This is a genomic window from Arthrobacter sp. TmtSoilC79, from assembly GCF_059739405.1.
In genome coordinates this window covers 130574-156423 of the sequence record NZ_AP046051.1, presented here as the reverse complement: position 1 = coordinate 156423, position 25850 = coordinate 130574, and the positions used below count along the sequence as shown (strand labels likewise).

The following is a 25850-nucleotide window of genomic DNA, read 5'->3' as shown; positions in this document are numbered from 1 at the left end:
TCAGGCCACCTGTTCTGCGCTGGAACCGCCGACGCGGACCACGCTGTTGACGTAAATTCCCGGGGTCACCACGTTTTCCGGATCCAGGGAACCGGTTGGCACGATCTCCGAGACCTGCACAATGGTGTGCTTGGCAGCGGCAGCCATAATCGGGCCGAAGTTCCGGGCGGTCTTGCGGTACACGAGGTTGCCCTTGCCGTCGGCCTTGAGTGCTTTGATCAGGGCTACGTCGGCGTGGATCGGCGTTTCGAAGACCTGCCATTTGCCGTCCAGCAACCGGGTTTCCTTGCCCTCGGCCAGCGTGGTGCCATAGCCGGTGGGCGTAAAGAAGCCGCCGATGCCTGCACCCGCGGCCCGGATCCGCTCGGCCAGGTTGCCCTGCGGGACCAGTTCCAGCTCGATCTCTCCGGCGTGGAACTTGGCGTCGAAGTGCCAGGAATCGGACTGCCGCGGGAAGGAGCAGATCATCTTGCGGACCCGGCCTTCCTTGATCAGCAGCGCCAGGCCCTGGTCACCCTGGCCGGCGTTGTTGTTCACCACGGTCAGGTCCTTGGCGCCGCAATCCATGAGGGCATCGATCAGTTCGAACGGCTGCCCGGCGTTGCCGAACCCGCCGATCATCACGGTGGAACCGTCCTTGATGCCGGCGACAGCCTCGCCAACAGTGTCAATGAAATTCAGCATGACTCAACCCCTTCTTATGCCGACGCGCCGGCAGTGACGTTTTCGAGCACCACGGCCAGGCCTTGGCCCACGCCGATGCAGATCGCCGCGACGCCCCAACGCTGCCCGGACGCCTGCAGCGAACGGGCGAGCGTACCCAGGATGCGGGTACCGGAGGCACCGAGCGGGTGACCCATCGCGATCGCACCGCCGTGCTGGTTCACGATCGCGGGATCGATCCCCCACGCGTCAACGCACGCCAGCGATTGCGCGGCGAACGCTTCGTTAAGTTCGACGGCGCCAACCTGGTCCCAGCCGATGCCCGCCTTCGCGAGGGCCTTGTTTGCGGCCTCCACAGGGGCGAAGCCAAAGTACTGGGGATCGTTGCCGTGCGCACCCCGGCCGGCGATGCGGGCCAGGGGCTCCATGCCCAGCAGCCCAGAAGCAGCCTCCGAGCCGATCCACGCCGCCGAAGCACCGTCGGATAATGGCGAGGCATTCCCGGCGGTGACCGTACCGCCGTCGGGCCCGTCAGCCTCAGGCCGGAACACGGTCTTCAAACCGCCCAGCTTCTCCGCCGATGAACCTGCTCGGATGCCCTCGTCGCGGACCAGGTCAGTGCCCGGAACCTGCGACACCAAAGAATCGTAGAAGCCTTCGTTCCACGCAGCATCGGCCAGATTATGTGAATCAGCCGCAAAAGCATCCTGGCGCTCACGGGTGATTCCGTACTTCTCCCGCAGCCGTTCGGTGGCTTCGCCCAAGGAGATGGTCCAGTCCTTGTTCATGGCCGGGTTCACCAAACGCCAACCGAGCGTGGTGGAGGCGAGTGTCATGTCACCGGCCGGGTAGGGCTTGGACGTCTTCGGCAACACCCAGGGCGCACGGGACATGGATTCGGCCCCGCCCACGAGCATGAGGTCGGCGTCGCCGGCGTTGATCTGGCGCGAAGCGATGATCGCTGCATCCAAGGAAGATCCACACAGACGGTTGACCGTGGTTCCCGGAATGGAGACCGGAAGCCCGGCGAGCAGCGTGGCCATGCGGGCAACGTTGCGGTTTTCTTCGCCGGCACCGTTGGCGTTGCCGAACACCACCTCGTCGATCCTCTCGACATCCAGGCCGGGAGCACGCTTGACGGACTCGCGGACCACGTGGGCAGCAAGGTCATCGGGACGGACAGCGGCAAGGCCGGAGCCGAACTTGCCAAAGGGCGTGCGCACGGCGTCGTACACAAAAGCCTGATTCATGGGTTTTCCTTCGTTCTCTTTCCCAACTGAGTCGCAATAGTGCGCGTTTTGGGGGGCTAAACGCGCTTAACTGCGACTCAGTTGGGTTCGTTGGCGTCGATCTCGGCGAATACTTTTTGGGCCGTCTTGAACGCGGAGTTGGCTGACGGCACGCTGCAATAGATGGCGGTCTGCAGCAGGATTTCCTTGATCTCGTCCCTGCTCAGGCCGTTGTTGAGGGCTGCCCTGATGTGCATGGCGAGCTCTTCCCAGTGACCGTGCGCCACCAGTGCTGTGAGGGTGACGGCGGAGCGCATTTGCCGGCTCAGGCCGGGCCGCGTCCAGATGCCACCCCAGGCGATCCTGGTGATCATGTCCTGGTAATCCTCGGTAAAGGAGTCCTTGCCGGCGTTGGCCCGGTCCACATGGGCGTCGCCCAGTACTTCGCGGCGGACCACCATTCCGGCGTCGTACAGGTCCTGGATGGTGGAGTCCGGCTGCACGGCGCCGTTCCGTTCGAAATTGTCCGGGGACACAGTGCTCACAGTCCGTTCTCCTTCATAAAGGTGCGCATCAAGTCGGCCACAGCGGCGGGTGCCTCGGCGGGCGCCAGGTGACCCACGCCGTCGAGCGTTTGCACCTCGGCCAAACCGCCGCCGGCTTTGATGCCGGAAACCACGGCTTCGGCCATCGACGGCGGGGCCACCGAATCCTCGACGCCGGCGATCACCTGCGTGGGGACAGTGATGCTGCCGAGCTGCTCGCGGACGTCGAACGCGGCGAGGGCCTCACAGCAGAACGCGTAACCGAAGCGGTCGGCGTCGCGGAGGGCATGCAGGAGGCGGCTGCTGATCTCCGGCTGCCGGTCCATGAAACCGGGACCGAACCAGCGTTCTGCCGAGCCTTGGATCATCACGGGTGTGCCCAACCTGCGGACCGTTTCGGCGCGCTCCAGCCAGCCTTCGGGCGTGCCCAGCTTGGCGCCACTGCACTGGACGGACAGGCTGCGAAGGCGGTGGCCATGCTTGATGGCGAGTTGGAGGCCGGTGGCCCCACCGAGCGAAACACCCGCATAGTGAAAGGACGCGCCCGGCGAAACAGAGTCAACGAGATCGACGACGGCTTCCGCCAGTTCCGCGACATCGAAACCTTCTGTGGTGGTCGGCGAAATGCCGTGGCCGGGAAGGTCCCAACCGATGACGTCGTACTCGTCGCCGAGGAGGGCCGCGGTTTCGGTCCAAAGAACCGTGGACGTACCCAACGACGGGCCCACCACCAGGAGCGGTTTGGTTCCGAGCCCGCGCTGCGGGGAGAGCAGCACGGCCTTGACGATTGGTTTAGCCACGAGCGGCTCCCTTCGATGATGATGCAAAGTTCGGGTAGGCGGCAAGGATCCGACGACTGATTTCCCGGGCCTCGCCCAGGTAGCTTGCGGGGTTCAGGAGTGCATCAAGTTCGGCGTCGGAGAGCTTGTCCACAGGCACCGTTTCGCGCAGGAGTTTGGTGTAAATCCGGGACTGTTCAGCGGCGGGGGCTTTGAGGGTTTCATCGACGACGCCCTGCAGCTTCTGCTTCCCGTCCTCCCCAAGGAGGGGGGCGACGGCGGCTGAGACGCCTTCGCTGAGGAGCAGCGGTCCCGAGATCTCCAGGTTCCTGCGCATCGCATCGGGGAAGACCCGCAGTCCTTCGACGAGTTCACGGACGTGTCCGGCAGCCCCGAGCGTCAAGGCCAAGAGCCGGCGAAGTGCCGGCCATTCACTGTGCCAGGCACCATCTGGGCGCTCATCGTTGAAGGTTGCTGCGGCGAGGTGCAGTTGCGATGCGAGACCGGGTGCCTGCAACGCTGCACTGCGGATCAGCACTGACAGCACGGGGTTCTGCTTCTGCGGCATGGCCGAGGAAACACCACGCCCGGCGGCCAGGGGTTCGCCGAGTTCGGCAACTTCGGGACGGCTCAGGAACAGCAGGTCGGCCGCGATTTTTCCGAAGGAATCGATGAGGGCCGCAAGTCCGTCGCCGAGGGCCGTGACCGCCAGCCGGTTGCTGTGCCAAGGAGCGGGAGCGGGCGCAAGGCCCAGCTGGGCAGCCAACGCATCAGCCAAGTCGAACGGCGTTGAGCCGGATCGCGCAGTGAGCTTGGTACCCGAAGCCAGCGTTCCCCCGGCACCACCGAACTGCACCGGCAGGTTCAGCGACTCCAACCGCGTGGCCGCGCCGGCGACGCCTTGGAACCACTGCGCCGCCCTGAGCCCGAATGTATAGGGCAGGGCATGCTGCGTCAGGCTCCTGCCCACGCACAGCGTGTCCGCATGCTGTTCCGCCAAGGTGGCGAGCGCCGTCGTCGTGCCCTTGACCTCGGCCAGCAACGAGGAAACGGTGCGGCTGGCGAGAAGCATGAGGGCGGAGTCGAGGACGTCCTGGCTGGTCAGCGATGTATGCACAGCTTTGGCGGCGCCGATTCCAGCAGTGTCCAACTCCCGGACCCGGGCCCGCAAGTCTCCGAGCAAGGGAATCACCGGGTTTCCGCCGCCTTGGGCGCGCTCCGCTACCGAAAGAACGTCGTAAGAACCGGGATCGGCGGCTTCGGCCACCACGGCGGCGGATCCGGCGGGAGCCAGCCCCGCTTCCTCGAGGACAGCAGCCCAGGAGGCTTCGACGTCGAGGATTGCCGCGATCATGGCACGGTCGCCCGTCAGCGCCACCACGGAGGGCGACGCCGAAACGGGGCTGAGGAGGCCGAAGTCGCCGTCGATCATGCCGGGTTTTCCGTTTCGGCAGTTTCCTGGTTGTTCCCGACGCTGTTATCCAGCGATCCGTCCTGCTGGAAGTCCAGGAACACGGTCTCGTCGCCACCCTGCAGGCGGATGTCCCAGGTGAGGCCGCCGTCAGGGTCGCGGCGGGCGATGAGCGTCTTGCGGCGCTCGGGATCCAGGGAGCTCAGCAGGGAATCGTTGGCCAGCGCTTCCTCATCTTCCGGGAGGTAGACGCGGGTGAAGAGGCGGTTCATGAGGCCGCGGGCGAACACGGCAACGGAGATGAACGCTGCCGCCCCCGGAGCCGTGGGGCCAGGGTTGACCGTGGTGAAGGTGTACACGCCCGAGTTGCCAACAGAGCCGCGGCCCCATCCGGTGAACGTGTAGCCGTCGCGGACCAGGGAGCCTGTGCGCTGGACGATGTTGCCCTCGGAATCAGGCTGCCAGATTTCCAGGATGGCGTCCGGGATGGGGTTGCCGGCGCCGTCGTACACGGTGCCCTGGAGGCGGATGCTGCCGGGGCTTCCGGGTGCCAGGAGTTCGTTGTCCTTGTTGAAGGGGAGGGCGTAGCCGTAGAAAGGGCCTACGGTCTGGCCCGGTGTGGGTGCCAGCTTGCTCATGCGCTTACTCCTCGTCCCCGGCGTCGCCGTATGCTTCGTTTTCTGTCCAGGTCCGCTTGGAACCGGTCAGGATGATGTCCCACTTGTAGCCGAGCGCCCATTCGGGACTGGTGAGCTCGTGGTCATACTGTGCCACGAGGCGGTCGCGGGCGTCCTGGTCCACGATCGACTGGTAGATGGGGTCCAGCGGGAAGAGCTGGTCACCCGGGAAGTACATCTGGGTGACGATCCGCTGCGTGAACTCCGAGCCGAACATGGAGAAGTGGATGTGGGCCGGACGCCAGGCGTTCAGGTGGTTCTTCCACGGGTAGGCGCCGGGTTTGATGGTGGTGAAGCTGTAGGAGCCGTCGTCGCCGGTGATGCAACGCCCGACGCCGGTGAAGTTCGGGTCCAGGGGTGCGGGGTGCTGGTCGCGCTTGTGGATGTAGCGGCCTGATGCGTTCGCCTGCCAGATTTCCACCAGCTGGCCGGCCACCGGGCGGCCGTCTCCATCGAGGACCCGGCCCGCGACGATGATGCGTTCACCCTGCGGTTCGCCGTTGTGCTGGATGGTCAGGTCCGACTCCAGTGCGTGCACGTCCTGGTGTCCGAACGCCGGCGAGTAGAGCTCAATGGTTTCCGGGTCCGCGTGGTGCAGGCTCTTGGTGGGGTGGCGAAGGATGCTGCTGCGGTACGGCGCGTAGTCCAGCCGCGGCATGGTCTCCGGGCCTTTCCCGTTCTTCAGTGCCTCGGCATAGCGGTCCCCGATGCCCTTGATCTCAGCACTGAGATCCGCCTGGGTTTCCACCTTTTTGGCTTGGTGGGCGGCCTGCGGCTCTGCGGGCGGCACGAGTTCCTCGGATTCGAGCGCCTGTGCTGTCTGTTCGTGTGGCACGGCCGGCTCCTTTCGGTTGATGGTTTCTGTTGGCTTGCGGGGCGGCGGTGGGTTTACACCCGGTGGAGCGAGTCGTATTGGACGGCGTGACGCACCGGGGCGTTGGGCGCCCCGTAACCGTCGTAGTTGCCGCGGCGTTCCAGCATTTCGAAGAACACACTGCCCACTGAGGCGGTGTAGAAGTGGAGGAATTCGCCGTTGGCGTCCCGGTCATACAGGAGGTTCAGCTCCTTGAGGGTGGCCAGGAATCCGGGTTCGAGATCGAACCGGGCGTCCAGGTCCTCGTAGTAGTTGGCCGGAATCTGCAGGAACTCCAGGCCTCTTTGGTGGGCGGACCGGGCGGTGGCCACGAGGTCGTCCACGGCGAAGGCGATGTGTTCCTGATACGTTTTGCGCGCTGTTTGTGCCTGCTGGGCCGGTGCAAGGTTCAGGACCAGCCTGACCTCCCCGTTGCTGGTTTCCATGACCTGCGAGCGGACCAGGCCGCTGGGACTGGGAACTTCGGCGAACGGCTGGGGTTCCAGGGCAAGGGCGCTGGTATAGAAGAGGACGGCCTCGTCAAAGTGCTGCCACGGCTGGGCGAGGTTCACGTGGTCGATCACGGCGTTCTGCGTGCTGGGGGCGTGTTCCCGCCCTTCGCCGAACTCGTGCGTCCAGGCCGCGGTGCCGTCCGGGCTTCCCTGGCACAGGAAGATCTCGGTGGAATCGGGCGCGGAGATGCCTTGGAAGACTTCCTCGTCGGCCTGGACCTTGCGGGCAACCACGGGTGCCTTGAGCTGCTGGGCGCGGGCGGAGGCAATCACTGGAGAGTCGACGTCGAACCCCAAAGCGGCGATCGCCGGTTCCGCATGGGATGCCGCCTGTTCGTTGATGATCACGCGGGCCTGGCCCATGGTCCAGAGCTGGACGTCCTTGGTGCGGTGCCGGCCCTCGAACTCGAATCCGAGCTGGCCCAGGAGCTTCTCCAGCTGCGCGGTGTCGTCCGCTTTGACCTCGGCGAAGTTGAAGCCGGCGGGCTCGTTCACCTTGGGCAGCGTGGCAAGTTCCATGGGATAACGACGGCGGGATGCGGCTTTTGCGTCAGTTCCCGCTTCCGCGGAGGTGCTTGAGAGCCAGGTGGCGCTCTGCTCCTCAAGCCAGATCAGGGAGCGCATGGCATCAACAGCCGTGCGCTCGGTGTCCGACTGCCGGAAGACGTCGTTGAAAACTTCCAGTGACACCGGCCCGGCGTAACCTGCGCGGACCACGTGGCCCATGAACTTGGCGAGTTCGAACTGGCCCTCCCCGGGGAAAACCCGGTAGTGCCGGCTCCAGGAGAGCACGTCCATGGAGAGCTTGGGGGCGTCGGCAACTTGGACGAAGAAGATCTTCTCCGCTTTGATGTCCTCGATCGGTGCGGTGTTCCAATCGCGGGACAGGATGTGGAACGAGTCCAGGCAGGTGCCGAGGTTGGGGTGGTCCACCATCTCCACCAAGCGGTACGCGTGCTCGTAGTCGTTGACGTATTTGCCCCAGGCCAGTGCCTCGTAGGCAACCTTGACGCCGTGGTCCCCTGCCAATCCGGCGAGTTCGGCCAGCTGTTCAGCGCGGAGGTCGTCGTGGTCGATGGTGGCCGTGGCGACGTTGGAGCAGACCAGGATGGTGTCCATGCCAAGGCGTTCCATCAGGTTGAACTTGGCCTCTGCCCGCTTGAGGTTGGCCTTCAGCAGGTTCGGAGTGACGCCGTCGAAATCGCGGAACGGCTGATAGAGATCAAGGCCCAAGCCAAGATCCGCGGCCATTTTCCGTACTTCCTCCGGGCTGTGCGGAGAGGTGACCAGGTCCTGTTCGAAGATCTCGATGCCGTCAAAGCCCGCAATGGCGCAGGCCTGCATTTTCTCTTTCAGCGTGCCGGACAGGCAGACCGTTGCGATTCCGGTGCGCATCAGTGGCCCGCCTTTGCCAGCTCGGGGGTTGCTGCGTCTTCCGCCGCGATCAGCTCCAGGAAGTGGGCGCGCATCCGGTCCCGGTCGGCTTTGCGGCCGGTGATGAGCTGGAAAGCGTCCGCCGCCTGACCGACTGCCATGCGGCCGCCGTCGAGGACGTCGCATCCCTTGGCGCGGGCCTGGCGGACCAGCTGCGTTTCAATAGGCCGGTAGACGATGTCCGCCACCCAGTGCCGCGGCTCCAGGAGTTCGATGTCCAAAGGCAGACCGGGGTGGGCGGCCATGCCGATCGGGGTGCAGTGCACCAATCCGTCAGCCAGGGGCATGATCCCCGGCAGCTCGGTGGTGCTTCGCGGCGTCACGGTGGCTTCCGGGAAGAGTGCACCCAGTTCGGCAGCGCGTTCTGCTGCGCGCACCGGGTCCATATCCACGAGGTCCAGCGTTTTGACGCCGGCTGTGAGGAGGGCGTAGGCGACGGCGGAGCCGGCACCTCCCGCACCAAGCTGGACCACGCGATCCAGTTTTGCCTTGGGGAGCCCGTCGGCGAGCGCCGAGCCGAAACCGGAGAAGTCGGTGTTGTGGCCGATCAGCCGACCATCCTGGATCAGGACTGTATTGACGGCACCCAGGCGGCGGGCGTCGTCGGAAATTTCATCGAGATGCTCAAGCACCAACTGCTTGCACGGGTGCGTGATGTTCAGGCCGTTGTAACCCATACGGTTCGCTGCGGTCAGGAGATCCCCGACGGCGGTGGCCGGCAATGCGAGTTCCAGCAGGTCCAGGGGGCGGTACAGCAAGCGGAGGCCTTGCACATCGGCTTCGCGTTCATGCATGGGCGGCGTGAGCGAGGGCATGACGCCTTCGCCTATGAGGCCCACCAGAACGGACTCGGCTCGGTTGCTCATCCTAAAGCTCCTTTGACTTCAGCACCGCGGGCGTTTGGCGCTTTTGGAGGGCGCCGCCTGTCCGGGTGTTATTGAGATTACTACAAGTGTTCATATTCCGCACGCTTGTTCTTATCGCGAACATTTGACTGGCGGAGTTCTGTTTGGTGCTGCGTTGCGGGGCCCGCTCTGCCGGGTATCCATCGTGTTTGGTGTGCAAAGCGGGCCTCCCAACGAGAGGGGTGTGCATTGCGGGGCCCACTCTGCTGGGTATCCCGCGTGCTTGGTGTGCAAAGCAGGCCTCGCAACGAGAGGGGGTATGCGTTGCGGGGCCCACTCTGCTGGGTATCCCGCGTGCTTGGCGCGCAAAGCGGGCCTCCCAACGAGAGGGGCTGTGCGTTGCGGGGCCCGCTCTGCTGGGTATCCCGCGTGTTTGGTGTGCAAAGCGGGCCTGGCAAACGTCGGGGGTGTGCGTTGCGGGGCCCACTCTGCTGGGTATCCATCGTGTTTGGCGTGCAAAGCAGGCCTCACAACGGGGGCTAGCGCTGGGGCAGGCGGGCCGACAACTCAGCTGCGGCTTCCTGCAGGGTGGGGACGTGCGCGATCAGTTCTTCCATGCCCATCCGGAAGACGGGCACGGCGACTGCCAGCGATGCGAACGCATGCCCCTGGGAGTTGAGGACGGGAACCGCGACGGCGCGCATTCCGACCTCATTCTCCTCGTCCATCACGGCGTAACCCTGGCGGCGGACCTGCTCGATTTCCTCACGGAACGCGTCGCGATCGGTGATGGAACGTTCCGTGAGAGGGTCCAGGGGAAGCTCTTCCAGCAGGCGCTTCCGCTCCACCTCTTCCTCGAAAGCCACAATGGCCTTGCCCACGGACGTCGTGTGCAGGGCACCGAGATGGCCGGGATCGCTGGTGACGCGGAACGTCTTGGGGCCATCCACCTTGTTGACCGTCAGGTGATGGTTGCCGTCGCGGACAGAAAGGATGGTGGCCTCATGCGTCCGCTCCGTGACCCGCTGCAGGACAGGCAGTGCCGTAGCCGCGAAGCCGTGGTGGTTGGAAACCCGCTGCCCCAGCTGGAACACGCGCAGGCCCAGGTGGTAGCGCCGCCCGTCGGGCTCGTAGTCCACAAACCCGTCCCGTGTCAGCGAGCCCAGCAGCCGGTAGGTGGTGCTGAAGGGCAGGCCTGCACTCCTTGCCAGGTCCGCCGCGCTGGCGCCGCGCGGCTCGTCGCCCAGCAGGACCAACAAACTCAGGGCTTTGCCGACCATGTCGGTCTTTGTGTCTTCTTTCACACTCATGACTCGATGCTCCCACATAGTGAGAGCTATTTCTAGATGGTGGTGACATCTCTTGACAAGTGACCCCACTCACAGCCACTATTGCTATATTGCACAAGTAGCTCTCACCATGTGGTTACTTTAGGGATGATCCGGCCGCACCTCGCTCTGGTCTTCCCACCGAAGCCAGATCCGCGACATCGTCGTCACAGAAGGAACCTTCCATGAGCCAAACAATGCCGTCAGCGACGCCAGGCACTGAAACCACCACAGGAACACCCCGGAAAGCCGCACTTGCCAGCTTCCTGGGCAGCGCGGTGGAGTACTACGACTTCTTCATCTTCGGCTCCGCCGCAGCCCTGATCTTCCCCCACGTGTTCTTCCCCTCCGCCGACGCCAATGCGGCTGTCATGTCTTTTGCCACCTTTGGTTTCGCGTACTTGGCCCGCCCCATCGGTGCGGCATTCCTGGGTCATTTCGGAGACAAGATCGGCCGGCAAAAGGTCCTCATGTTTACCTTGGTCCTGATGGGCGCGTCGACGTTCGTGATCGGCTGCCTCCCTGATTTCAAAACAATCGGCTGGTGGGCGCCCGCTCTGCTGGTGCTCGCCCGGTTGTGCCAGGGACTTTCCGCAGCCGGTGAACAAGCTGGCGCGTCATCCATGACCTTGGAACACGCTCCAGACAACCGCCGATCTTTCTTTACGTCATGGACCCTCACTGGAACCCAGGGAGGCCAGATCTTGGCCGCGTTGGTCTTCATCCCCGTGGTGGCGCTGCCGGATGACATCAAATACGGAATCGGCTGGCGCATCCCCTTCTGGCTCAGCGCAGTGGTTGTCCTTGTGGCCTTCTTCATCCGCCGCACCCTGCACGAACCGCCCGCTTTCGCTGAAGCCCAGAAGAACAACCAGATCGCCAAGCTTCCCATCGCAGACCTGCTGAAGCACCACTGGCAGGACGTCCTGCGGGTCATCTGCTGCGCTTTCATTGCAGCAGTCAGCACCGTTTTCGGCACCCTCGCCATCAAATACGCCCAGGATGTCGCCGGGGTCAACAGCACCATCACTCTGTGGCTGGTGGTTGCGGCCAACGTTGTTGCCCTGGGAACCCAGCCGCTGTTCGGCATGCTCGCAGACCGCATCGGACGCAAGCCCGTGTTCATCTACGGGGCCGTGGCGAGCGCCATCATGACACCATTCTTCTTCCTGAGCTTCGAATCCGGCTCCACGCCGCTTATGTTCATCGCCGCTATCGCGTACTTCTCACTGGGCTACGCGGCAGCCAACGCCGTGTGGCCTTCGTTCTACGGCGAGATGTTCAGCACTAAAGTCCGCTTCTCCGGCTTGGCCATCGGCACCCAGCTTGGCTTCCTTGCGGCAGGCTTCGCGCCCACCATCGTCACCGCGATCGGCGGAACCAAGCCTGGCGGATGGGTCCCAGTTTCGATCTTCACAGCCGTAGTTTGCCTCATCGCCGTCATCTCGGCCTCCACCGCCCGCGAATCCGCCAAGACGCCCACGGCAGAGCTCGGCCTGCCCAAGCAAACCCAGCACGCGTAAGCCCGTACTCAGCCCCGCTGGGCTGAGACCGGAGAAGCAGCGAAAAAACCCGGAATGCCACACGGCATTCCGGGTTTTTCGCTCTTCTTGAACCTGAGGAACCAGGGCAACCGGGAGGGAGCGCTTCCCACTTCCACGTTGCGTCGCCCTATTCAACAATTCCCCGGCGTCAGGCCTGAGGCTCACCTATGGACAACTCAGACGACGACCTACCGCGGGTCCAACGCCACCGGCTTGAACCTTCCAGAACCCGTTCCGGAGTAGAGAAGCAGTGTTCCATCGCCCGCCACGCCCACCAGGGACGGATCGCCCGTCCCCGTAAAGGCGTTGCCCAGGGCAGCAAAGGAAGTGAACATGTTCCACCCGGACCCCAGGTACTGCCGTGTCAGGAAGCCCCCGGTGCCATTGCCCGGGTAGAGCCACAGTGCGCCGTCGGTTCCGCGGGCCAGGACGTCTTCCCGGCCGTCACCGTTGAAGTCGCTGCCCTGCATGACGGCGTTGAAGATGTTCCAGCCAGTCCCGATCTGCTTCCACGGCTGGAATCCCCCGGCACCGTTGCCGGGGTAGAGCCACAAGGCTCCGTCCGCGGCGCGTGCCAGGATGTCGGAGCGGCCATCGCCGGAGAAGTCGCCCGGTGCCAGCAGCTCAGTAAATCCTTGCCAGCCCGTACCGATCTGTTTGCGGGCCAGGAACTGCCCCTTCCCATCGGTCGGATAGAGCCACAGCGTCCCATCGGAGGCCCGGGCCACCAGATCCGGGTGCCTGTCGCCGTCGAAGTCGCCGACGCTCAGAACCGACGTGAAGATGTTCCACCCGGTCCCCACCTGTACGCGCGGCAGGAAGCCGCCCGACCCGTTGCCCGGGTAGAGCCACAGGATGCCGTTGGCTCCCCGCGCCAGGATGTCGCCCACGGAGTCGCCGTCGAAATCACCGGCTTCCCACACCTGGCTGAATTGGTTCCAACCGCTTCCGATCGCCAGCCGCTCGGCAAAGCCGGTCCCGTCACCCGGGTAAAGCGTCATATCGGAACCAACGCCAAGGACATCCGCCTTGCCGTCGCCGGTAAATTCCTGCCCGCCAACAATGTCACCGGCCAGGTTCCAACCGGTTCCGACGGCGGTACGCGGCAGGAGGCTGCCCGCGCCGTCGCCGGGGTAGACGAAGAGAGCGCCGTCCGACGTGCGGGCAAGGAGTCCTGCCATGCCGCCACCGAAAGTGCCCGCCGCGGAAAGACTGGTGAACACATCCCAGCCTTGGCCGATCTGCCGCTGGTCCAGGAATCCACCCGAACCGTTGCCGGGATAAAGCCAGAGACGGCCGTCGGAACTGCCGGCAATGAGGTCTGCCCGGCCGTCGCCGTTGAAGTCACCGGGAGCCACCAACTGCGTAAAGCCCTGCCAGCCATACCCTGCCTGGCTTCGGGGCAGGAAGCCGCCCTTGCCATTGCCCGGGTAGAGCCATAAGGCGCCGTCGCTGCTGCGCGCCAGGATGTCGGCGAAGCCGTCGCCAGTGAAATCGGACGTGCCCAGGACCGCGTTGAAGATGTCCCAGCCGGAGCCTATCCGTACAGGGTCCTCGAGGCGGTTCCCGGGGAGGCCTGCGTAGAGGAGAAGCGAACCGTCCGCTTCGCGGGAAAGGACGTCGGCCAGCTTGTCACCGTCGAAATCTCCGGCGGAGAAGCTCATTCGTGTCTTGAGTTTCGTGTCCGCATTGATGGTGACCGTGGCGGAGGTTGAACTGACCGAGTTGATGGTCACCCTGGTACCTGTGTAGGTGGTGAAAGTGCTCCCGGCCTGCCAGGCGTGGTTCTGGCTGTACCAACCACTGAACGGCGTGGTGTCCGGCATGAGGATCAGCGACGAAGCAATCGTGGCACCGCCGCGCTGGACAATTTTGACGCCTTTGTTGCCGCCTGAAAGGTAACTGTCGTAGCCAACCGGCTGCCGAAGTTCCAGGTAATAGACCTCCTTGCTGACGGGGTCCGTGAACTTGAGGGCCCGCTGGGCTTCGGTGCCTCCCCAGGGCTTAAGCGTGTAGCTCTTGACTCCCGCGGCCACGCCGGTGTCGCGGATCTCATCGCCTCGCCCGAGTCCGCCGTAGTCCCAGAAAGTGGAGCTGATGACGGGCGAGTTCCATTGCGCAGCGCCCATGATGTCGGTGGTATCGCCGTACTCGCGGATGTAGCAGGACGGGTCCGTGAACTGGCCGTTGCTGTTGACTCCGACGTCGGACGCCCCGCTGGTGCACTGCAGCGCATCAGCGTGCATCATGCCGATGACATGGCCGAACTCATGGCTCATGACGTTATTGGAGAAGTTGCTGATCTGCGGCATCAGGACGCGGCCGCTGTAACTGCCGCTGCTGTAGCCGGCGCCGAGCGCGTTTCCGGACAACGTGGTGGTGGGAATGAAGATCACCAGCGCCGTGTACGGGCTCGCCGACCACTTCAGCTCGCTGGTGATGGTGGAGATGATGGTGCTGTAGCTGTCGGTGGATTTCGCTTGGGATTGATGCCCGGCAACCTTGCTGTTGACCGTCATGGAGAGCTTGTTCGCTGTCATTGCCTGCCAGTAGGAACTGGTGGCGGCCACAGTCTTTTCGGCGTCAGCCATGGAGACAGTGTTGGAGTTGTCCGCGAGTTTTGCCGTCACCAGCCGGACACGGATGTCACCGCCCGGGCCAATCGCTGCTGCACCGTTGCTGAGGAGGGAGTCGACGTCGGACTGTCCCTTGGGTGCGCCGCCCACCGGCGGCTCTTCGAACGTGTGATCCGAGTGGGGCGTGCCCTCAATGAACTTCACGTTCGGATTGTCCGGGCCTGGGACAGGAACGGCTGTTGCAGGGGCCTGAACGAAAAACAGGCCGGTGGCAAACACCATCAAGCCTGTGGACAGCGCGATGGATCGCCGCAAAACACCCATTGAATCTCCCGGGGACGGAGCCTGTGGCTCCTGTGAGTCTCAAGAACCGAGATCAGGCTACAGCCGCAGCCCCACCACGCCGGGAAGGCAGGGCTGGGTCGATTGAAATGCAACCAACCCGGAATCCTAACCGGACCCTAACCGGCCCGAAATACCGTGGCAACAATGCCGGGCCACACTGGAATAGCCGGCAAGTGCAGGCACAAGCTCCAGCCCAGGAGGCCACCATGCTGAAGGAAGTCACAACTCACACAACACGTATACGCGCGATCAGCCAGCTCCACCGTGGAGACGAGATCGAAGCCCGCCTGTCCGTGGGACCCGCCTACGATGACGTGGTCATCCGCCGCGGACTGGTTCAGGAGACCGCGCCGGGTATCGGCGTCGTCTGGATCATGGACCACGCCTCAGGGTTGAGGAAAGCCATCAATACCGACGAATGCAGTGTTTGGCGCGTCGCCTGAACCGGCCTGACCCCAAATCCCGCTTAGCCGTCAATCCTGCTTAGCCGCCGGCCACGGACTGGACAATCAGGACCTCCTGTCCGGCAGCGACCTCCGTATCAAGACCCTTCAGACGCCGCACCTCATCACCGTTCACGTAAATATTCACGAAACGGCGGAGGGACCCGGTTTCATCACGCAAGCGCCTGGCCAGCACCGGGTAATCTCCGGTCACCACATCAAGTAATTGTCCAACGGTCACAGCCCCGTCGGCGGACGCAGTCAGATAGGACTGTCCGCCGACGAGGGGCTGCAGGACACCAGGCAGCAGGACCGTAAAGTCAGCCACAACGGGGCCTAACCCGGCACCGGCGCGCTGGCTTGATCGCCCGGAGTGGGGTCAATCTCCTGGGCCGCTGCCTCCACTATCACTGCGGCTTCGGCAATCACTGTGGCTTCCGCCGCAGCCAGTGGCGCTTCCACTCCTGCCGTGTTGTCCACCACGACGGCGGCCCTTACGCACAGGACGTCCGGCAAGTGTGAGGCAACTTCCGTGAAGGTGCTGCCCTCATCAGCGCTGGCATAGACGGCACCTCCGCGGGTTCCGAAATACACCCCCACGGGCTCGGCCGTGTCCACGGACGCGGCATCGCGCAGGACGGCGTTGTACTCATGGTCCGGGAGACCGGCGTGCAGTTCGGTCCACGTATTGCCGGCGTCATTGGTGCGGTGGACGCTGAGCTTGCTGTTCGGCGGGATGCGTTCGCCATCGGCCTTCAACGGAATCACCCACGCGGTTCCTTCGCGCCGCGGGTGCGTCAGCATGACGAAACCAAAATCCGCAGGCAACCCGTCCGCGATCGATTCCCAGTTCTCCCCGTTGTCATCCGAGCGGTACACGCCGTGATGGTTTTGAGCGTACAAACGGCCCTCGACGGCGGCGTCTGCCGCGATCTTGTGGACGCATTGCCCGAACTCGGGGTTGGGATCGGGCATGAAGTAGGCCGAGATTCCTTTGTTCCGGGGCTCCCAGGAGGTCCCGCCGTCGAGCGATCTGTACACCCCGCCCGTACTCATGGCGATGTGGACTTTATCGCCGGACGGGTCAACCACGATCGAGTGTGCCGCCGCTCCCCCGTAACCGGCACCCCATTCGCTGCGGTGGGGGTGGTCCCACAGTCCGCGGTTCAACTCGAAGTGTTCGCCGCCGTCGGTGGATTTCCACACTGAAATCGGTTCACACCCGGCCCACACCACGCCGGGCCGGGACTCGGCGTCGGGGTAGATCTGCCAGACGCGTTCCAGGGCTGCATCCGTGCCCTCCGGAAATTTGATGGCGCCTTGCTCCGGCTCGGTCCAACTGGCTCCAAGGTCGTCGGAGTGGGCGACGGTGGGCCCCCAATGCTCGGAACGGACTCCCACCATGATCCGGGTTTTGCCGTTGCGCGTATCTATCCCGATGCTGGGTATCTCGCTCATCAGGAAGTGCGGGCCGGAGAGGGACCAATCCTTGCGGTCCGGGCTGGTTGCCAGCCACAGGCCCTTTTTGGTCCCGATAGCCAGGACATAACTCTCTGCGTTATCTGCGGTTGCCATGAGTCCCATCGAACCATCGGTGCGGGTGGGTGGCAACGGTTTTCCGGGCGTATGTGGATAGTCGCAGTTTTGGGATGCCCTCAGCAGATTCGGCCGGACTTTCCATTGCGTTCAAACTCTGGGCAAAGAACTCCTAACGGTTACAGTGTCGCCAAACTCCAGATCGTGACGCGGAAATAGAAAAAAACTTTTCTGCAGCCAGAACCACCGTTGTCCCCCGGCGCGGGAGAAAACGTGCTTGACTGTGGTTTTGCGGTCACGAGGCCGGAACAACGTTGTTGGGGGAACAAATGTTTTGCGAGGTCAGGGAGCCATGAAGCCGTCACAAGGGAACTCTGCGGTCCCAGCGCGTTAGCGGGGCCGCGCCATGGTTGCAGCAGCACTGCAAGAGGGAGCAATAGTCCTGGACCCCTTCTCCGTAAGGATGGTCCTCGGCCTGGTCACCCTGGCCCTGATCGTCATTTCCTGTGTGTCGTCCCAGCGGAGACACTCGGCATACGCCGGGTGGTGGCGGGTTGCCTTATGCCTGTTCTTTGTTGGCAACGCCGCGTTCCTCCTGAACGGGACGGCCTCGCAATTCTGGGCAAACCCGCTGGGCAAGGCCCTGGTTGTTGCCGGTACCTTCTGCCTCTGGGCGGGAGCCCGTACCTTAAGGGACCGCCGCGCCACCCCGTGGCTCCTGGTACCGGCTCCCCTGCTCAGCGGACTTGCCTCGGCATTGGATGACCCGGGATCCGGAGTATGGTCGGGCGGCTTGACGTACCTCAGCCTGACTACGCTGGGAATCAGCCTGGCCGCCGTGGAACTGTGGTTCGCGAGGCCCGGACGCTCGCGGATCACCACGTTCCTGTCCTTGATTGCCGCGCTGACTGCCTTGTACTACTTGTCCCGCGGCATCACCTTTGTGGCAGCCGGGCCCAACAGCTCGGTGTTCCTTGACTTCTTTGGTTACGCGCCGGCGGCCCTCATGCATTTGATGCTCCTGGTGTCCGTGTCCTCCACCATGAATACGCTCAGCAACAAGCAGCTGATCAAACGCCTCCGGGAACGTGCCGAGCGTGACCACCTGACGGGCCTGCTCAACAGGGGTGCGTTCCTGGACCTTGCAGCCCGGTCCCTTGCCCGGCCGTCCGGCCGGGGGGCAGCTTTGATCCTCGCCGACCTGGACCATTTCAAGGCAATCAATGACGAGCATGGGCATTCAGCCGGAGACGCAGCCCTCCGCGCCTTCGCTGCAGCCTGCATCGCCTCGGTCAGGTCAACAGACCTCGTAGGGCGGTATGGAGGGGAGGAGTTTATCCTCTTCCTGCCCGGCGCCTCCCAACAGAGGGCCGAGGCAATCGCCTCCGAAATCAGTGACCACCTGCAGTCCATGAGGGGTCCGGACGGGTTGCCCTTCCCGACAGTCAGCTACGGGGTGACCTCCACGGGAACCGACGTCCAGGACCTTTCCTTCATGATCAACGTGGCCGACGCCGCCCTCTACAGCGCGAAGGCGCAGGGGCGGAACCGGGTGGTGGGAGCCGTGCCTGCGGGAACGGAACCCGCGCCTGAAGCCAGCCGTCCGCCGTCGTAAGTTCACATAGGTTGGTATCGCCTCGTGTGGCCTTATGCCTAGGCTGTGGGTGGCAAGTGAGAGTGGTCCCCACCCGTGAATCACGGAGGACAAACATTAACGGAGAGCGACGATGACTGAAGCAAACACCAATGCACGCGCACAAAAGCTGAAAGCCCTGCACGAGGCCCCCGAAATCCTGAGCGTGGTGAACGTGTGGGACGCCATCAGCGCCCGGACCATCGCAGAGCTTCCTGGGACGCAGGCGATTGCGACGGCAGGACATTCCATTGCTGCGTCCTTCGGATATGCCGACGGAACCATGCCTTTGGACGTCGCGCTGGATGGAGTAAAGCGGATTGTCGACGCCGTGGATCACCCTGTCAGTGCAGACCTGGACGATGGCTACGACAACCCGGCCGAGACCATCCGCCGGGCGATTGCGATTGGAGTGGTCGGTGCAAACGTCGAAGACCGACTCCGTCCCTTCGACGAAGCCGTTGCCCGCGTCCAGGCAATCATCTCGGCTGCCGCAGATGAAGGAATCGCATTCCAGCTCAATGCGCGCACCGATGCCATTGTGCGGGGCGGCGAGCGCCCCATTGAAGAAAGCATCCAGGATGCCATCGCCCGCGGCCGCGCTTTCCTCGACGCCGGTGCTGCCCTGGTCTTCGTGCCCGGCGCCATGACCCGTGAGGTCATCGAGCCGCTGGTTGAAGGCCTCGGCCACGGCAAGCTTTCCGTGATCGGCGCCCCGGGAGCCCTTCCCGCTGCAGAACTCCAGGAACTCGGCGTGGCCCGGGTGTCCTACGGTCCGTTCACCCAGCGCGTGGCCTTGCGGGCACTGCAGGATCTTGCCTCGGATCTTTACGGCTCCGGCGTGATCCCGACCGACACTCCGGCGCTGAACTAGCCGGGCGGCTCCTGGCCCGTTCCGCCGGTGGCGGCGGGACAGGTCAGGAGCCGGAGCGGGTGTCGAAGGCAGCTGCGGATTCCCGCAGAAGCCGGGCCACCGTGTCCACGGGCAGGCTCGCTGCCCGACGGCGGTCGAAGCGTCGCAGGGCGATGTGCCTGGTGCCTAAACCAGGAACGTCCAGGATGTCCACATGGTCGTGGACCACTCCCGTGAGCGCAAGGGTGGGCACAATGGCCACCCCCTCGCCGGCGGCGACGAGTGCCAGCGCCGTCAGGGTGTCGTGGTACTGATGAACAGTCTCAATCCGTGCCCCCGTGGAGTGCCGGAGGCGTCCGAGCACTGCAGTATTGGCTGCTGATGACTCCACCCCCAGCCAGGGCAAGTGCAAGCGGCTGAGATCGATGTTATCCGTGCCCAGCAGGCTGCCTGCGGGCACCACAAGTTTCCACGGCTCATCCATCAAGGGCTCCTGGACCATTCCGGCGGCCATCGGATGCTGCTCTGCCGCCGTCGAGTCCTGTTCGATCACCACGGCATCGAGCTGGCGCTGGCGAATCAGCCTCATCACCGCAGGGAAGCTGTCCTCCACGATCTGGATCTGCAGCTGGGGGTATTGGCTCCGCCATTCCGGAAGGCGCGGGATCACTACCGTGCGCATGAAGCTGGTGAAGCCGCCCACCCTTACAACGCCTGCGATATTCACTTCGCTCTGCATCCGGGCCCTTGCGACGTTGAGCGCCCGCTCTATCTCTTCCCCCGCCTCTGCCATGGCCAGGCCCGCGGGTGTGAGCACTGACCCTTTGGGGGTTCGCAGGAGCAGCGACTGCCCTGCCTCGGCCTCAAGTTTGCTCAGCTGCTGGGACACCGCGGAGGGCGTAATGCGCAGTTCATCGGCAGCTGCGAGGACGCCTCCGGTGCGGGCGACAGCAAGAAGGACCAGGAGTCTGCGGGGGTCCACATCCATGTTAAGCGCTCCTAAACTCCGCCTTCAGAAGATTGCAATTGATCTAAAGGCAATCCTCGCCCAATATTGACTCAAAAGCACGATTCAGCCTCGAAATACCGATCAGCTAATCAAGCCTCCACTCCGGATCACACGCCGCTCACCGGCGCCTTCCGGGGTGCCCAAATCCCGAAAGGAAATCCCATGGAACTGCTGTTCGAAATCACCGGCTGGGCCGGCGCAGTGGCAATGCTCGGCGGCTACTTGTCAGTGTCCATGGGTTGGTTGCAGGCAGGCACTACCTTCCAAACCGTCAACCTCCTTGGTTCGTGCGCTTTCATCATCAATGGGACGCTCCACGGTGCATGGCCTTCCGTAGCGACCAACGTGGCCTGGTTCCTGATCTCAGCAGTTTCGCTGCTCCGGATGCGGGCAAAGGAACGGCAGGAGCGCGAGGCTCAGCAGGCACAGGCCCAGGAACAGGCTCAAAGGACCCCGTCGCTTGGCCCGGACACCGCCGCCCAGGTCATCGTCGCGGCCACCCGCCCCAGCGCCATCGCCGCATAGCCTCCCGGCACCAAAGTCCTTCAACGGCAACGGCAACGGCGCCGGCACCGGCACCGGCAACGGGAACGGCGCCGGCACCGGCACCGGCACCGGCATCACAAAAGGTAACGTCCCGACGTCGTGCCTGGTACCGGAGCCTATTCTGGGCAGTAGCCGCCGCCCAATCTGTGAAGGAAGCCAATGCCCACTCCCGAACATCCCCTGCGCAAACTTGGTTTCCTCACCATCGGCCTGTTCGATCCCGCGGATCCGGCCGCAGGGCACCGGTCCACCTTGGAGATCATCGAGCTTGGGGAACGGCTGGGTTTCGACAGCGCATGGCTCCGGCACCGGCATCTGCAGTTCGGGATTTCCTCGCCCGTTGCGGTCATGGCAGCGGCAAGCCAGCGCACCTCCAGGATTGAGCTGGGAACTGCCGTGACGCCGCTGGGTTGGGAAAACCCCTTGCGCCTGGCCGAAGACCTGGCCACCGTGGACCTTCTCTCCGGTGGACGCATCAATCCGGGGCTGAGCGTGGGGGAACCCATGAATTACGACACCGTGAAGCACGAGCTCTACCCGGACACCGCCGATGTGGAGGATTTCAGCTACGCCCGTGTGAACCGGCTTGCCCGTCTGGTCGCCGGGGAGAAAATCCGGGAATTTTCCGGCAAACAAGGCGTGGTGGAGGAATTTTCACAACGCGTGGAACCACATTCACCGGGCCTGCGTGCGCGGCTTTGGTACGGGGCTGCGAGCATGAAATCGGCAGTGTGGGCCGGGGAAAACGGCTTCAACCTGCTCTCCAGCAGCGTGATCTTCCCGGACAAGGACCAGGAACCGGACTTTGCCAAGGTCCAGCAGTCCCAGATCCGCGCCTATCGCGAAGCCGCAGCCCAAGGAGGCCATCCTGCCCGCGTCTCCCAAGGCCTGGTGGTGATTCCCACAGACTCGGCCTCACCGGACCAGCGGCAGAAATACCAGCGGTATGTGGACCAACGGACCCCACGTACCCGTGCGCCCCAGGGACCGAAGGGCATGATGTTCGCCCAGGACATTATCGGAACCAGCGAGGAGATCGCCGGGCAGCTCTACGCCCACCAAGGTTTCCAAGAGGTGGACGAGGTGGCATTCGCGCTGCCCTTCAGCTTTGAGCACGAGGACTATGTGCAGATCCTCACCGACATCGCGGAGAAACTCGGGCCGGCCCTGGGGTGGACGCCCGCCGCCTGACCGGCGTCGCGGGTCAGGCCCCGTCAGACCGGCGTCGGGGCCACGCAGCGTCAGTCAGGCGTCGCGGGCCACGCAGCGTCAGTCCACAAACTCCGACTGTGTCTCAATGAAGTCCCAGTCCGCCTCCGTCAGCACACCGCTGACCTTGTCCGGATGGGGTCCCCCGGCTTCGGCAATATGCTGCAGTACGGGCAGGGGAAGCTCATCGACGCGCAGGTTTTCCCGCAACCATTCTTTGCTGTCCAGGTGCAGATCGAGCCACCACATGAAAATTTCCATCGCGGACCGCCTTCTTTCGGATGTGCCGTGGGTTCAAGTACGCCGCAGGCACGGATTAACCGTAGGCCGGGGCGGGGTCGTCTACAAGGGTCCGGCCCTTGTGGCCGGCCGCGCTTAGGGCCACTCTGTTTCTAGGAGAGTTCCCGGCGTACGCTTCGTTGGGCCGGACTCCCGTCACACAAGGGATCCGCCATGGACTGTGACATGGAGCTGGAGATTGATGCCGGCTCTGGACGCGGCGAATATGCGGTGCACGTGGTCCGTGCACCGGCGGGAGGCCACGCTTCGGGCACGTTCACCCTGGATGTGGATGGCATCCTGGAACGGCTCCCCCAACTTGAAGCCACGGTCCTGGCCTCTGCCGTGGCTGCGCGAAGGACCATGCCCGTGGCTGAAATGGCCGTCCGGGAAGTGGGACAACAGTTATTCCAGGCCCTGTTCACCCGCGAGGTTTACGGTACCTACCGTGCCAGCCTGGGCGCCGCGCAGCACGCCGGCCAGCAGCTCAGGGTGGTTCTAAGGTTGTCGGCGCCGGAACTGGCCACCATGCCCTGGGAGACCTTGTTCGACCCCGAAACTGAAACCTATCTATGCCAGACCGAGCCCCTCCTCCGCCACATCCCCGCACCGGACTACAACTTGAACCCCTTGGATGTGGAGCCCCCTCTGCGCATCCTGGGAATTGTTGCCTCGCCGCGGGACCTGCCCTCCTTGGATGTCGCTGCCGAGAAAGAACACTTGGCCCGGGCCTTGGCTGGGCCCGTTGCCGAAGGCCGGGTGGAGCTGGTCTGGGCGAAAACGGGGACCTGGGATGATGTGCAGTCCTTGCTGTTGGCCGGGCCTTGGCATGTGGTCCATTTTGTGGGCCACGGCGACTACGACTCCCGAACCGACGAAGGCAGGATAGCCCTGGTGGGTCCCGACGGCAGGGCCGCCATGGTCCGCGCCGTCAGGTTGATGGCCCTGCTCAGCGTCGCCGCGCCACGCCCGAGGTTGGTGGTGCTGAACTCCTGCTCATCCGGGGAAATGGGCCAATCAGACCTTTTCTCAGGTACGGCGTCCGCCTTGGTCAGGAGCGGCATTGGCGCCGTCGCTGCAATGCAATTCGCCATCAGCGACTACGCCGCCATCGCCTTCGCCCACGGCTTCTACGCCGCGATCGCCAACGGCCGCACCGTGGATGAGGCGGCGCGCGTCGGCAGGATCTCAGTCATGGCCAGCCCCGACGGAACGCTCGAATGGGTCACCCCGGCCCTCTACGTCCGCGGCGGCACCACTCAACTGTTCACGTTGAAAGGAACACCGCGCACTCCGGTGGCAGTTGAAGGCACGGCGCGGGTTGGAAGCGGGGCGTCAGTTGAAAGTTCGACGGCGACCAACACCTCGGGCGGTCAAGCTGCGGCACCAGCCAACCCAGGTTCGACGGCGACCAACACCCCGGGCGGCCAAGCTGCGGCACCAGCCAACGCAGGTTCGACGGCGACCAACACCCCGGGCGGCCAAGCTGCGGCACCAGCAAACGCAGGTTCGACGGCGTCACCGCCCGACCCGGTAAAGGACCCCCGTTTACCGACCCAAACGGCACCATGGGCATCTCCGCAGGTATCGGGCAGCCCCGGGCAAGGCACACAGCCCGGCGCCAACTCGCCGCAGGCCAGCGCCGGGCAGGGCTATGCCGGGCAGGCCAACGCCGGGGAGGGCTATGCCAATCGAGTGCCCCAACCTCGGGCCGCCCAAGAGCAGGCCATGAAACGGGCGCAACTGAGGGCACTATACGTCCAAGCTTCCGCCGAGTTGCGGGCCCGCCGACTGGAACAGGCCGTGGAACTGTTCGAAGACCTCCTGACGCTTGAGCCCGGGTACCGGGACGCGACAACCCTGAGAGACAACGCGAGGCAAAGACTGGAACTGGATCGCACTTATCACGAAGCACTGGAGGCTGAGGAGGCCGAAGATTGGCTGGCCGCAGCAGATGGCTTCGCCGCGGTCCAGGACCACCCCGCATTCCCTGACGCCGCCTCCCGACGTCAGGACTGCGAGCGCCGCCAACGAATCTCGGACCTGCAAGGTGAGCTCCGATACCATTCCTCCCTCGGCTCCTGGGAGGCGGTGCTGGACGTTTCAGCAGAGCTGGCTACCGTGGATCCCCTCGCCGCAGATCCGGACGGGCTTGCAACGGCAGCCCGGGAAGAACTGGAGAAAGCCAGGCCCACGGAGCCTTCGAACGTTGAGGTGGCCGGGACCGGGATGGATGCGGTGTCCGGGGAAAGGAAGCCGGAGGGCTCGTACACGGCAGCCGATCCCCCGGTTCGGCCAGCCCGGAAAATGGCGGCATTTACCCCGCCCTCGACGGACCAGGGCCAACCCCGTCGCCCATTGAAAGGCTCCGGCCGGACAACAGCCCCATCCGCATCAGGCCCGGCCCCCTCCGCCACCGCGGGCGAGGCCGGCGCAGCCCCATCCGCAACAGGCCCGGCCCCCTCCGCCGCCGCGGGCGAGGCCAGCGCACCCCCAGCCGCACCGGCCCCAGCCACATCCACCACTGTGGCCGAGGCACCCGCAGCGATCCCGCCGTCGAACGCCGGCGTTTCAAGAGGCGAACCGTCGACAACCGCCGCCCCAACACCGCGCCCTTCCGCGTCGGTCTCCGGAGACGGGCTGACGACACCGCGGTCGATGCCGCTGTTGTGGGGAGGTGTCGCACTGGTGGTGGCCGGCGGCCTTGGCGCATGCTTCGCGGTCTACTTCCTCTGGCTGGACGACAACTATTGGTACGAGAGCGGGGGCGATGGGTCCCTCCGCGTCGTCTACGGCCTGGTGGCACCCCTGGGGTACGTGCTGTTGGCCGTGGCGGGACTTCCCGACCGCACCGCCGCCGGCAGGGCGGCGATGGTGGGCGTGGTGGTTTCCGGGGCTGTTTTTGGGCTTTCCGGGCTCAACGAAACGGTGGACGCCACCGCCGTCGTTGCCAGTTTTGTGCATGCGGGCCTGGGCGCGTGGGCGGGGATCCTGGCCTTGAGGTCCCGCACCTCCAAGCCGTTCGGATGGCTGCTCATGTGGCCTACGGTGACAGTCCCGCTGGTGTGGGTGCAGGACAAGGGAGTCTTCCTTGAGTCCTGGTACCGGACGCATGCGTACTTTGTGTTGATTCAGCTTGTGGTTGTTTGTGCAGCGGGGGTCGGACTGGTGGTGGCGGCCCGCCGCCTTGCCGCAGCGGAGAAGGGACAGGAACATGAGCAGGTTGGTTGAATTCACTACCGACGACGGCGGCACGGTAGTTGTGGAGGTCGCGAACGCCGCGGGGAGCCTGGTAACAAGGGGCGGCGATCACGCCGGGGACCATTCGGGGGTCTTTGCCCGGGCCCAGCAAACCTTTGAGCGGGCGCTGGCCCATGTGCGCCCAGCGGTCCAAGGGGTGATCGATGAGCTTCTGAGCCTGGAAAACCGTCCTGATGAAGTAAGCGTGGAATTCGGGATAGACCTCCATGCCGAGGCGGGTGCGTTCATCGCTTCGGCCAGTACGGCATCGAACTTCAAGGTGCGACTGACGTGGAACAAGCCAACGGAAACCTGATGCCCCTACGCCTCTGAACAACCTGTTCATTGGGGCACCCCGGCG

The 25850-nt window shown here is 64.3% G+C and carries 23 protein-coding genes; 8 read left to right on the top strand and 15 right to left on the bottom strand.

The annotated features are described in order from the left end of the window. From AC6JA3_RS00755 to AC6JA3_RS00710, 10 genes are all read right to left on the bottom strand, one after another. Positions 1 to 684, bottom strand: coding sequence for a 3-oxoacid CoA-transferase subunit A (locus AC6JA3_RS00755; RefSeq protein ID WP_026547714.1), 684 nt, complete (start codon positions 682 to 684; stop codon positions 1 to 3). A gap of 14 nt (positions 685 to 698) precedes the next feature. Continuing rightward, positions 699 to 1913 carry a thiolase family protein gene (locus AC6JA3_RS00750; RefSeq protein WP_026547715.1) on the bottom strand — a complete coding sequence of 405 codons (1215 nt, stop codon included), beginning with the start codon at positions 1911 to 1913 and terminating at the stop codon, positions 699 to 701. Positions 1914 to 1990: 77 nt separating this feature from the next. Next, positions 1991 to 2437, bottom strand: coding sequence for a 4-carboxymuconolactone decarboxylase (gene pcaC / locus AC6JA3_RS00745; RefSeq protein ID WP_026541137.1), 447 nt, complete (start codon positions 2435 to 2437; stop codon positions 1991 to 1993). Next, on the bottom strand, positions 2434 to 3237 hold the full coding sequence (locus AC6JA3_RS00740; RefSeq protein ID WP_497919836.1) for an alpha/beta fold hydrolase: 804 nt from the start codon (positions 3235 to 3237) through the stop codon (positions 2434 to 2436). The genes pcaC and AC6JA3_RS00740 overlap by 4 nt, the downstream gene beginning before the upstream one ends. Then, positions 3230 to 4648, bottom strand: coding sequence for a class-II fumarase/aspartase family protein (locus AC6JA3_RS00735; protein ID WP_026547717.1), 1419 nt, complete (start codon positions 4646 to 4648; stop codon positions 3230 to 3232). Before AC6JA3_RS00735 ends, AC6JA3_RS00740 begins: the two co-directional genes overlap by 8 nt. After that, on the bottom strand, positions 4645 to 5265 hold the full coding sequence (pcaG, locus tag AC6JA3_RS00730; RefSeq protein ID WP_026541134.1) for a protocatechuate 3,4-dioxygenase subunit alpha: 621 nt from the start codon (positions 5263 to 5265) through the stop codon (positions 4645 to 4647). Before pcaG ends, AC6JA3_RS00735 begins: the two co-directional genes overlap by 4 nt. Before the next feature lie 4 nt (positions 5266 to 5269). Beyond that, positions 5270 to 6139 (bottom strand): protocatechuate 3,4-dioxygenase subunit beta, encoded by an 870-nt coding sequence (gene pcaH / locus AC6JA3_RS00725; protein ID WP_026547718.1) that lies wholly within the window; start codon positions 6137 to 6139, stop codon positions 5270 to 5272. A gap of 53 nt (positions 6140 to 6192) precedes the next feature. Beyond that, complete coding sequence (locus AC6JA3_RS00720; RefSeq protein ID WP_497919835.1) at positions 6193 to 8064, bottom strand: bifunctional sugar phosphate isomerase/epimerase/4-hydroxyphenylpyruvate dioxygenase family protein; 1872 nt, start codon at positions 8062 to 8064, stop codon at positions 6193 to 6195. Beyond that, positions 8064 to 8969, bottom strand: coding sequence for a shikimate dehydrogenase (locus tag AC6JA3_RS00715; protein ID WP_497919834.1), 906 nt, complete (start codon positions 8967 to 8969; stop codon positions 8064 to 8066). The genes AC6JA3_RS00720 and AC6JA3_RS00715 overlap by 1 nt, the downstream gene beginning before the upstream one ends. A gap of 518 nt (positions 8970 to 9487) precedes the next feature. Beyond that, on the bottom strand, positions 9488 to 10258 hold the full coding sequence (locus tag AC6JA3_RS00710) for an IclR family transcriptional regulator (protein WP_347782339.1): 771 nt from the start codon (positions 10256 to 10258) through the stop codon (positions 9488 to 9490). A 203-nt stretch (positions 10259 to 10461) separates the two neighbouring features. Between AC6JA3_RS00710 and AC6JA3_RS00705 the strand changes: the two genes are divergently transcribed. Then, the gene (locus AC6JA3_RS00705; RefSeq protein WP_497919833.1) at positions 10462 to 11799 is read left to right on the top strand and encodes an MFS transporter; all 1338 of its coding nucleotides are present in this window, start codon (positions 10462 to 10464) and stop codon (positions 11797 to 11799) included. A gap of 209 nt (positions 11800 to 12008) precedes the next feature. On the opposite strand, the gene AC6JA3_RS00700 is transcribed toward AC6JA3_RS00705, so the two are convergent. Continuing rightward, a complete protein-coding gene (locus AC6JA3_RS00700; RefSeq protein ID WP_497919832.1) occupies positions 12009 to 14600 on the bottom strand; it encodes an FG-GAP-like repeat-containing protein in 2592 nt (863 codons plus the stop codon). Positions 14601 to 14947: 347 nt separating this feature from the next. On the opposite strand from AC6JA3_RS00700, the gene AC6JA3_RS00695 reads away from it, so the two are divergent. Then, positions 14948 to 15184 carry a hypothetical protein gene (locus tag AC6JA3_RS00695; protein ID WP_026541127.1) on the top strand — a complete coding sequence of 79 codons (237 nt, stop codon included), beginning with the start codon at positions 14948 to 14950 and terminating at the stop codon, positions 15182 to 15184. Positions 15185 to 15224: 40 nt separating this feature from the next. Here the strand turns inward: AC6JA3_RS00695 and AC6JA3_RS00690 are convergent, their stop codons facing one another. Further along, positions 15225 to 15512 (bottom strand): MoaD/ThiS family protein, encoded by a 288-nt coding sequence (locus AC6JA3_RS00690; protein ID WP_026541126.1) that lies wholly within the window; start codon positions 15510 to 15512, stop codon positions 15225 to 15227. 8 nt (positions 15513 to 15520) lie between these two features. Then, the gene (locus AC6JA3_RS00685; protein WP_497919831.1) at positions 15521 to 16768 is read right to left on the bottom strand and encodes a WD40/YVTN/BNR-like repeat-containing protein; all 1248 of its coding nucleotides are present in this window, start codon (positions 16766 to 16768) and stop codon (positions 15521 to 15523) included. A 358-nt stretch (positions 16769 to 17126) separates the two neighbouring features. Here AC6JA3_RS00685 and AC6JA3_RS00680 point away from each other — a divergent pair, with 358 nt between their 5' ends. Together AC6JA3_RS00680 and AC6JA3_RS00675 are read left to right on the top strand one after the other, a co-directional pair. Continuing rightward, a complete protein-coding gene (locus AC6JA3_RS00680; protein ID WP_497919830.1) occupies positions 17127 to 18335 on the top strand; it encodes a GGDEF domain-containing protein in 1209 nt (402 codons plus the stop codon). 112 nt (positions 18336 to 18447) lie between these two features. Then, positions 18448 to 19227: an isocitrate lyase/PEP mutase family protein gene (locus AC6JA3_RS00675; protein WP_026541125.1), complete on the top strand. Its 780-nt coding sequence runs from the start codon at positions 18448 to 18450 to the stop codon at positions 19225 to 19227. A 43-nt stretch (positions 19228 to 19270) separates the two neighbouring features. Here AC6JA3_RS00675 and AC6JA3_RS00670 read toward each other — a convergent pair whose 3' ends face one another. After that, complete coding sequence (locus tag AC6JA3_RS00670) at positions 19271 to 20194, bottom strand: LysR family transcriptional regulator (protein ID WP_026541124.1); 924 nt, start codon at positions 20192 to 20194, stop codon at positions 19271 to 19273. Between the two features lie 183 nt (positions 20195 to 20377). Between AC6JA3_RS00670 and AC6JA3_RS00665 the strand changes: the two genes are divergently transcribed. Then, the gene (locus AC6JA3_RS00665; protein WP_497919829.1) at positions 20378 to 20740 is read left to right on the top strand and encodes a CBU_0592 family membrane protein; all 363 of its coding nucleotides are present in this window, start codon (positions 20378 to 20380) and stop codon (positions 20738 to 20740) included. 180 nt (positions 20741 to 20920) lie between these two features. Beyond that, a complete protein-coding gene (locus AC6JA3_RS00660; protein WP_497919828.1) occupies positions 20921 to 21952 on the top strand; it encodes an LLM class flavin-dependent oxidoreductase in 1032 nt (343 codons plus the stop codon). A gap of 78 nt (positions 21953 to 22030) precedes the next feature. Here AC6JA3_RS00660 and AC6JA3_RS00655 read toward each other — a convergent pair whose 3' ends face one another. Further along, positions 22031 to 22231, bottom strand: a complete 201-nt coding sequence (locus tag AC6JA3_RS00655) for a hypothetical protein (protein WP_026547727.1) — start codon at positions 22229 to 22231, stop codon at positions 22031 to 22033. 204 nt (positions 22232 to 22435) lie between these two features. Here AC6JA3_RS00655 and AC6JA3_RS00650 point away from each other — a divergent pair, with 204 nt between their 5' ends. Then, positions 22436 to 25480 carry a CHAT domain-containing protein gene (locus AC6JA3_RS00650; RefSeq protein ID WP_497919827.1) on the top strand — a complete coding sequence of 1015 codons (3045 nt, stop codon included), beginning with the start codon at positions 22436 to 22438 and terminating at the stop codon, positions 25478 to 25480. Then, complete coding sequence (locus AC6JA3_RS00645; protein ID WP_026541119.1) at positions 25464 to 25805, top strand: CU044_2847 family protein; 342 nt, start codon at positions 25464 to 25466, stop codon at positions 25803 to 25805. Before AC6JA3_RS00650 ends, AC6JA3_RS00645 begins: the two co-directional genes overlap by 17 nt. The last annotated feature ends 45 nt before the right edge of the window (positions 25806 to 25850 follow it).

What these genes read in the sequence shown, in the direction of transcription:
- AC6JA3_RS00755 (WP_026547714.1), bottom strand. Translation starts at nt 684, where the DNA reads ATGCTGAATTTCATTGACACTGTTGGCGAGGCTGTCGCCGGCATCAAG.
- AC6JA3_RS00750 (WP_026547715.1), bottom strand. Translation starts at nt 1,913, where the DNA reads ATGAATCAGGCTTTTGTGTACGACGCCGTGCGCACGCCCTTTGGCAAG.
- AC6JA3_RS00735 (WP_026547717.1), bottom strand. Translation starts at nt 4,648, where the DNA reads ATGATCGACGGCGACTTCGGCCTCCTCAGCCCCGTTTCGGCGTCGCCC.
- pcaG (WP_026541134.1), bottom strand. Translation starts at nt 5,265, where the DNA reads ATGAGCAAGCTGGCACCCACACCGGGCCAGACCGTAGGCCCTTTCTAC.
- AC6JA3_RS00720 (WP_497919835.1), bottom strand. Translation starts at nt 8,064, where the DNA reads ATGCGCACCGGAATCGCAACGGTCTGCCTGTCCGGCACGCTGAAAGAG.
- AC6JA3_RS00715 (WP_497919834.1), bottom strand. Translation starts at nt 8,969, where the DNA reads ATGAGCAACCGAGCCGAGTCCGTTCTGGTGGGCCTCATAGGCGAAGGC.
- AC6JA3_RS00710 (WP_347782339.1), bottom strand. Translation starts at nt 10,258, where the DNA reads ATGAGTGTGAAAGAAGACACAAAGACCGACATGGTCGGCAAAGCCCTG.
- AC6JA3_RS00705 (WP_497919833.1), top strand. Translation starts at nt 10,462, where the DNA reads ATGAGCCAAACAATGCCGTCAGCGACGCCAGGCACTGAAACCACCACA.
- AC6JA3_RS00695 (WP_026541127.1), top strand. Translation starts at nt 14,948, where the DNA reads ATGCTGAAGGAAGTCACAACTCACACAACACGTATACGCGCGATCAGC.
- AC6JA3_RS00685 (WP_497919831.1), bottom strand. Translation starts at nt 16,768, where the DNA reads ATGGGACTCATGGCAACCGCAGATAACGCAGAGAGTTATGTCCTGGCT.
- AC6JA3_RS00680 (WP_497919830.1), top strand. Translation starts at nt 17,127, where the DNA reads ATGGTTGCAGCAGCACTGCAAGAGGGAGCAATAGTCCTGGACCCCTTC.
- AC6JA3_RS00675 (WP_026541125.1), top strand. Translation starts at nt 18,448, where the DNA reads ATGACTGAAGCAAACACCAATGCACGCGCACAAAAGCTGAAAGCCCTG.
- AC6JA3_RS00670 (WP_026541124.1), bottom strand. Translation starts at nt 20,194, where the DNA reads ATGGATGTGGACCCCCGCAGACTCCTGGTCCTTCTTGCTGTCGCCCGC.
- AC6JA3_RS00665 (WP_497919829.1), top strand. Translation starts at nt 20,378, where the DNA reads ATGGAACTGCTGTTCGAAATCACCGGCTGGGCCGGCGCAGTGGCAATG.
- AC6JA3_RS00660 (WP_497919828.1), top strand. Translation starts at nt 20,921, where the DNA reads ATGCCCACTCCCGAACATCCCCTGCGCAAACTTGGTTTCCTCACCATC.
- AC6JA3_RS00655 (WP_026547727.1), bottom strand. Translation starts at nt 22,231, where the DNA reads ATGGAAATTTTCATGTGGTGGCTCGATCTGCACCTGGACAGCAAAGAA.
- AC6JA3_RS00650 (WP_497919827.1), top strand. Translation starts at nt 22,436, where the DNA reads ATGGAGCTGGAGATTGATGCCGGCTCTGGACGCGGCGAATATGCGGTG.
- AC6JA3_RS00645 (WP_026541119.1), top strand. Translation starts at nt 25,464, where the DNA reads ATGAGCAGGTTGGTTGAATTCACTACCGACGACGGCGGCACGGTAGTT.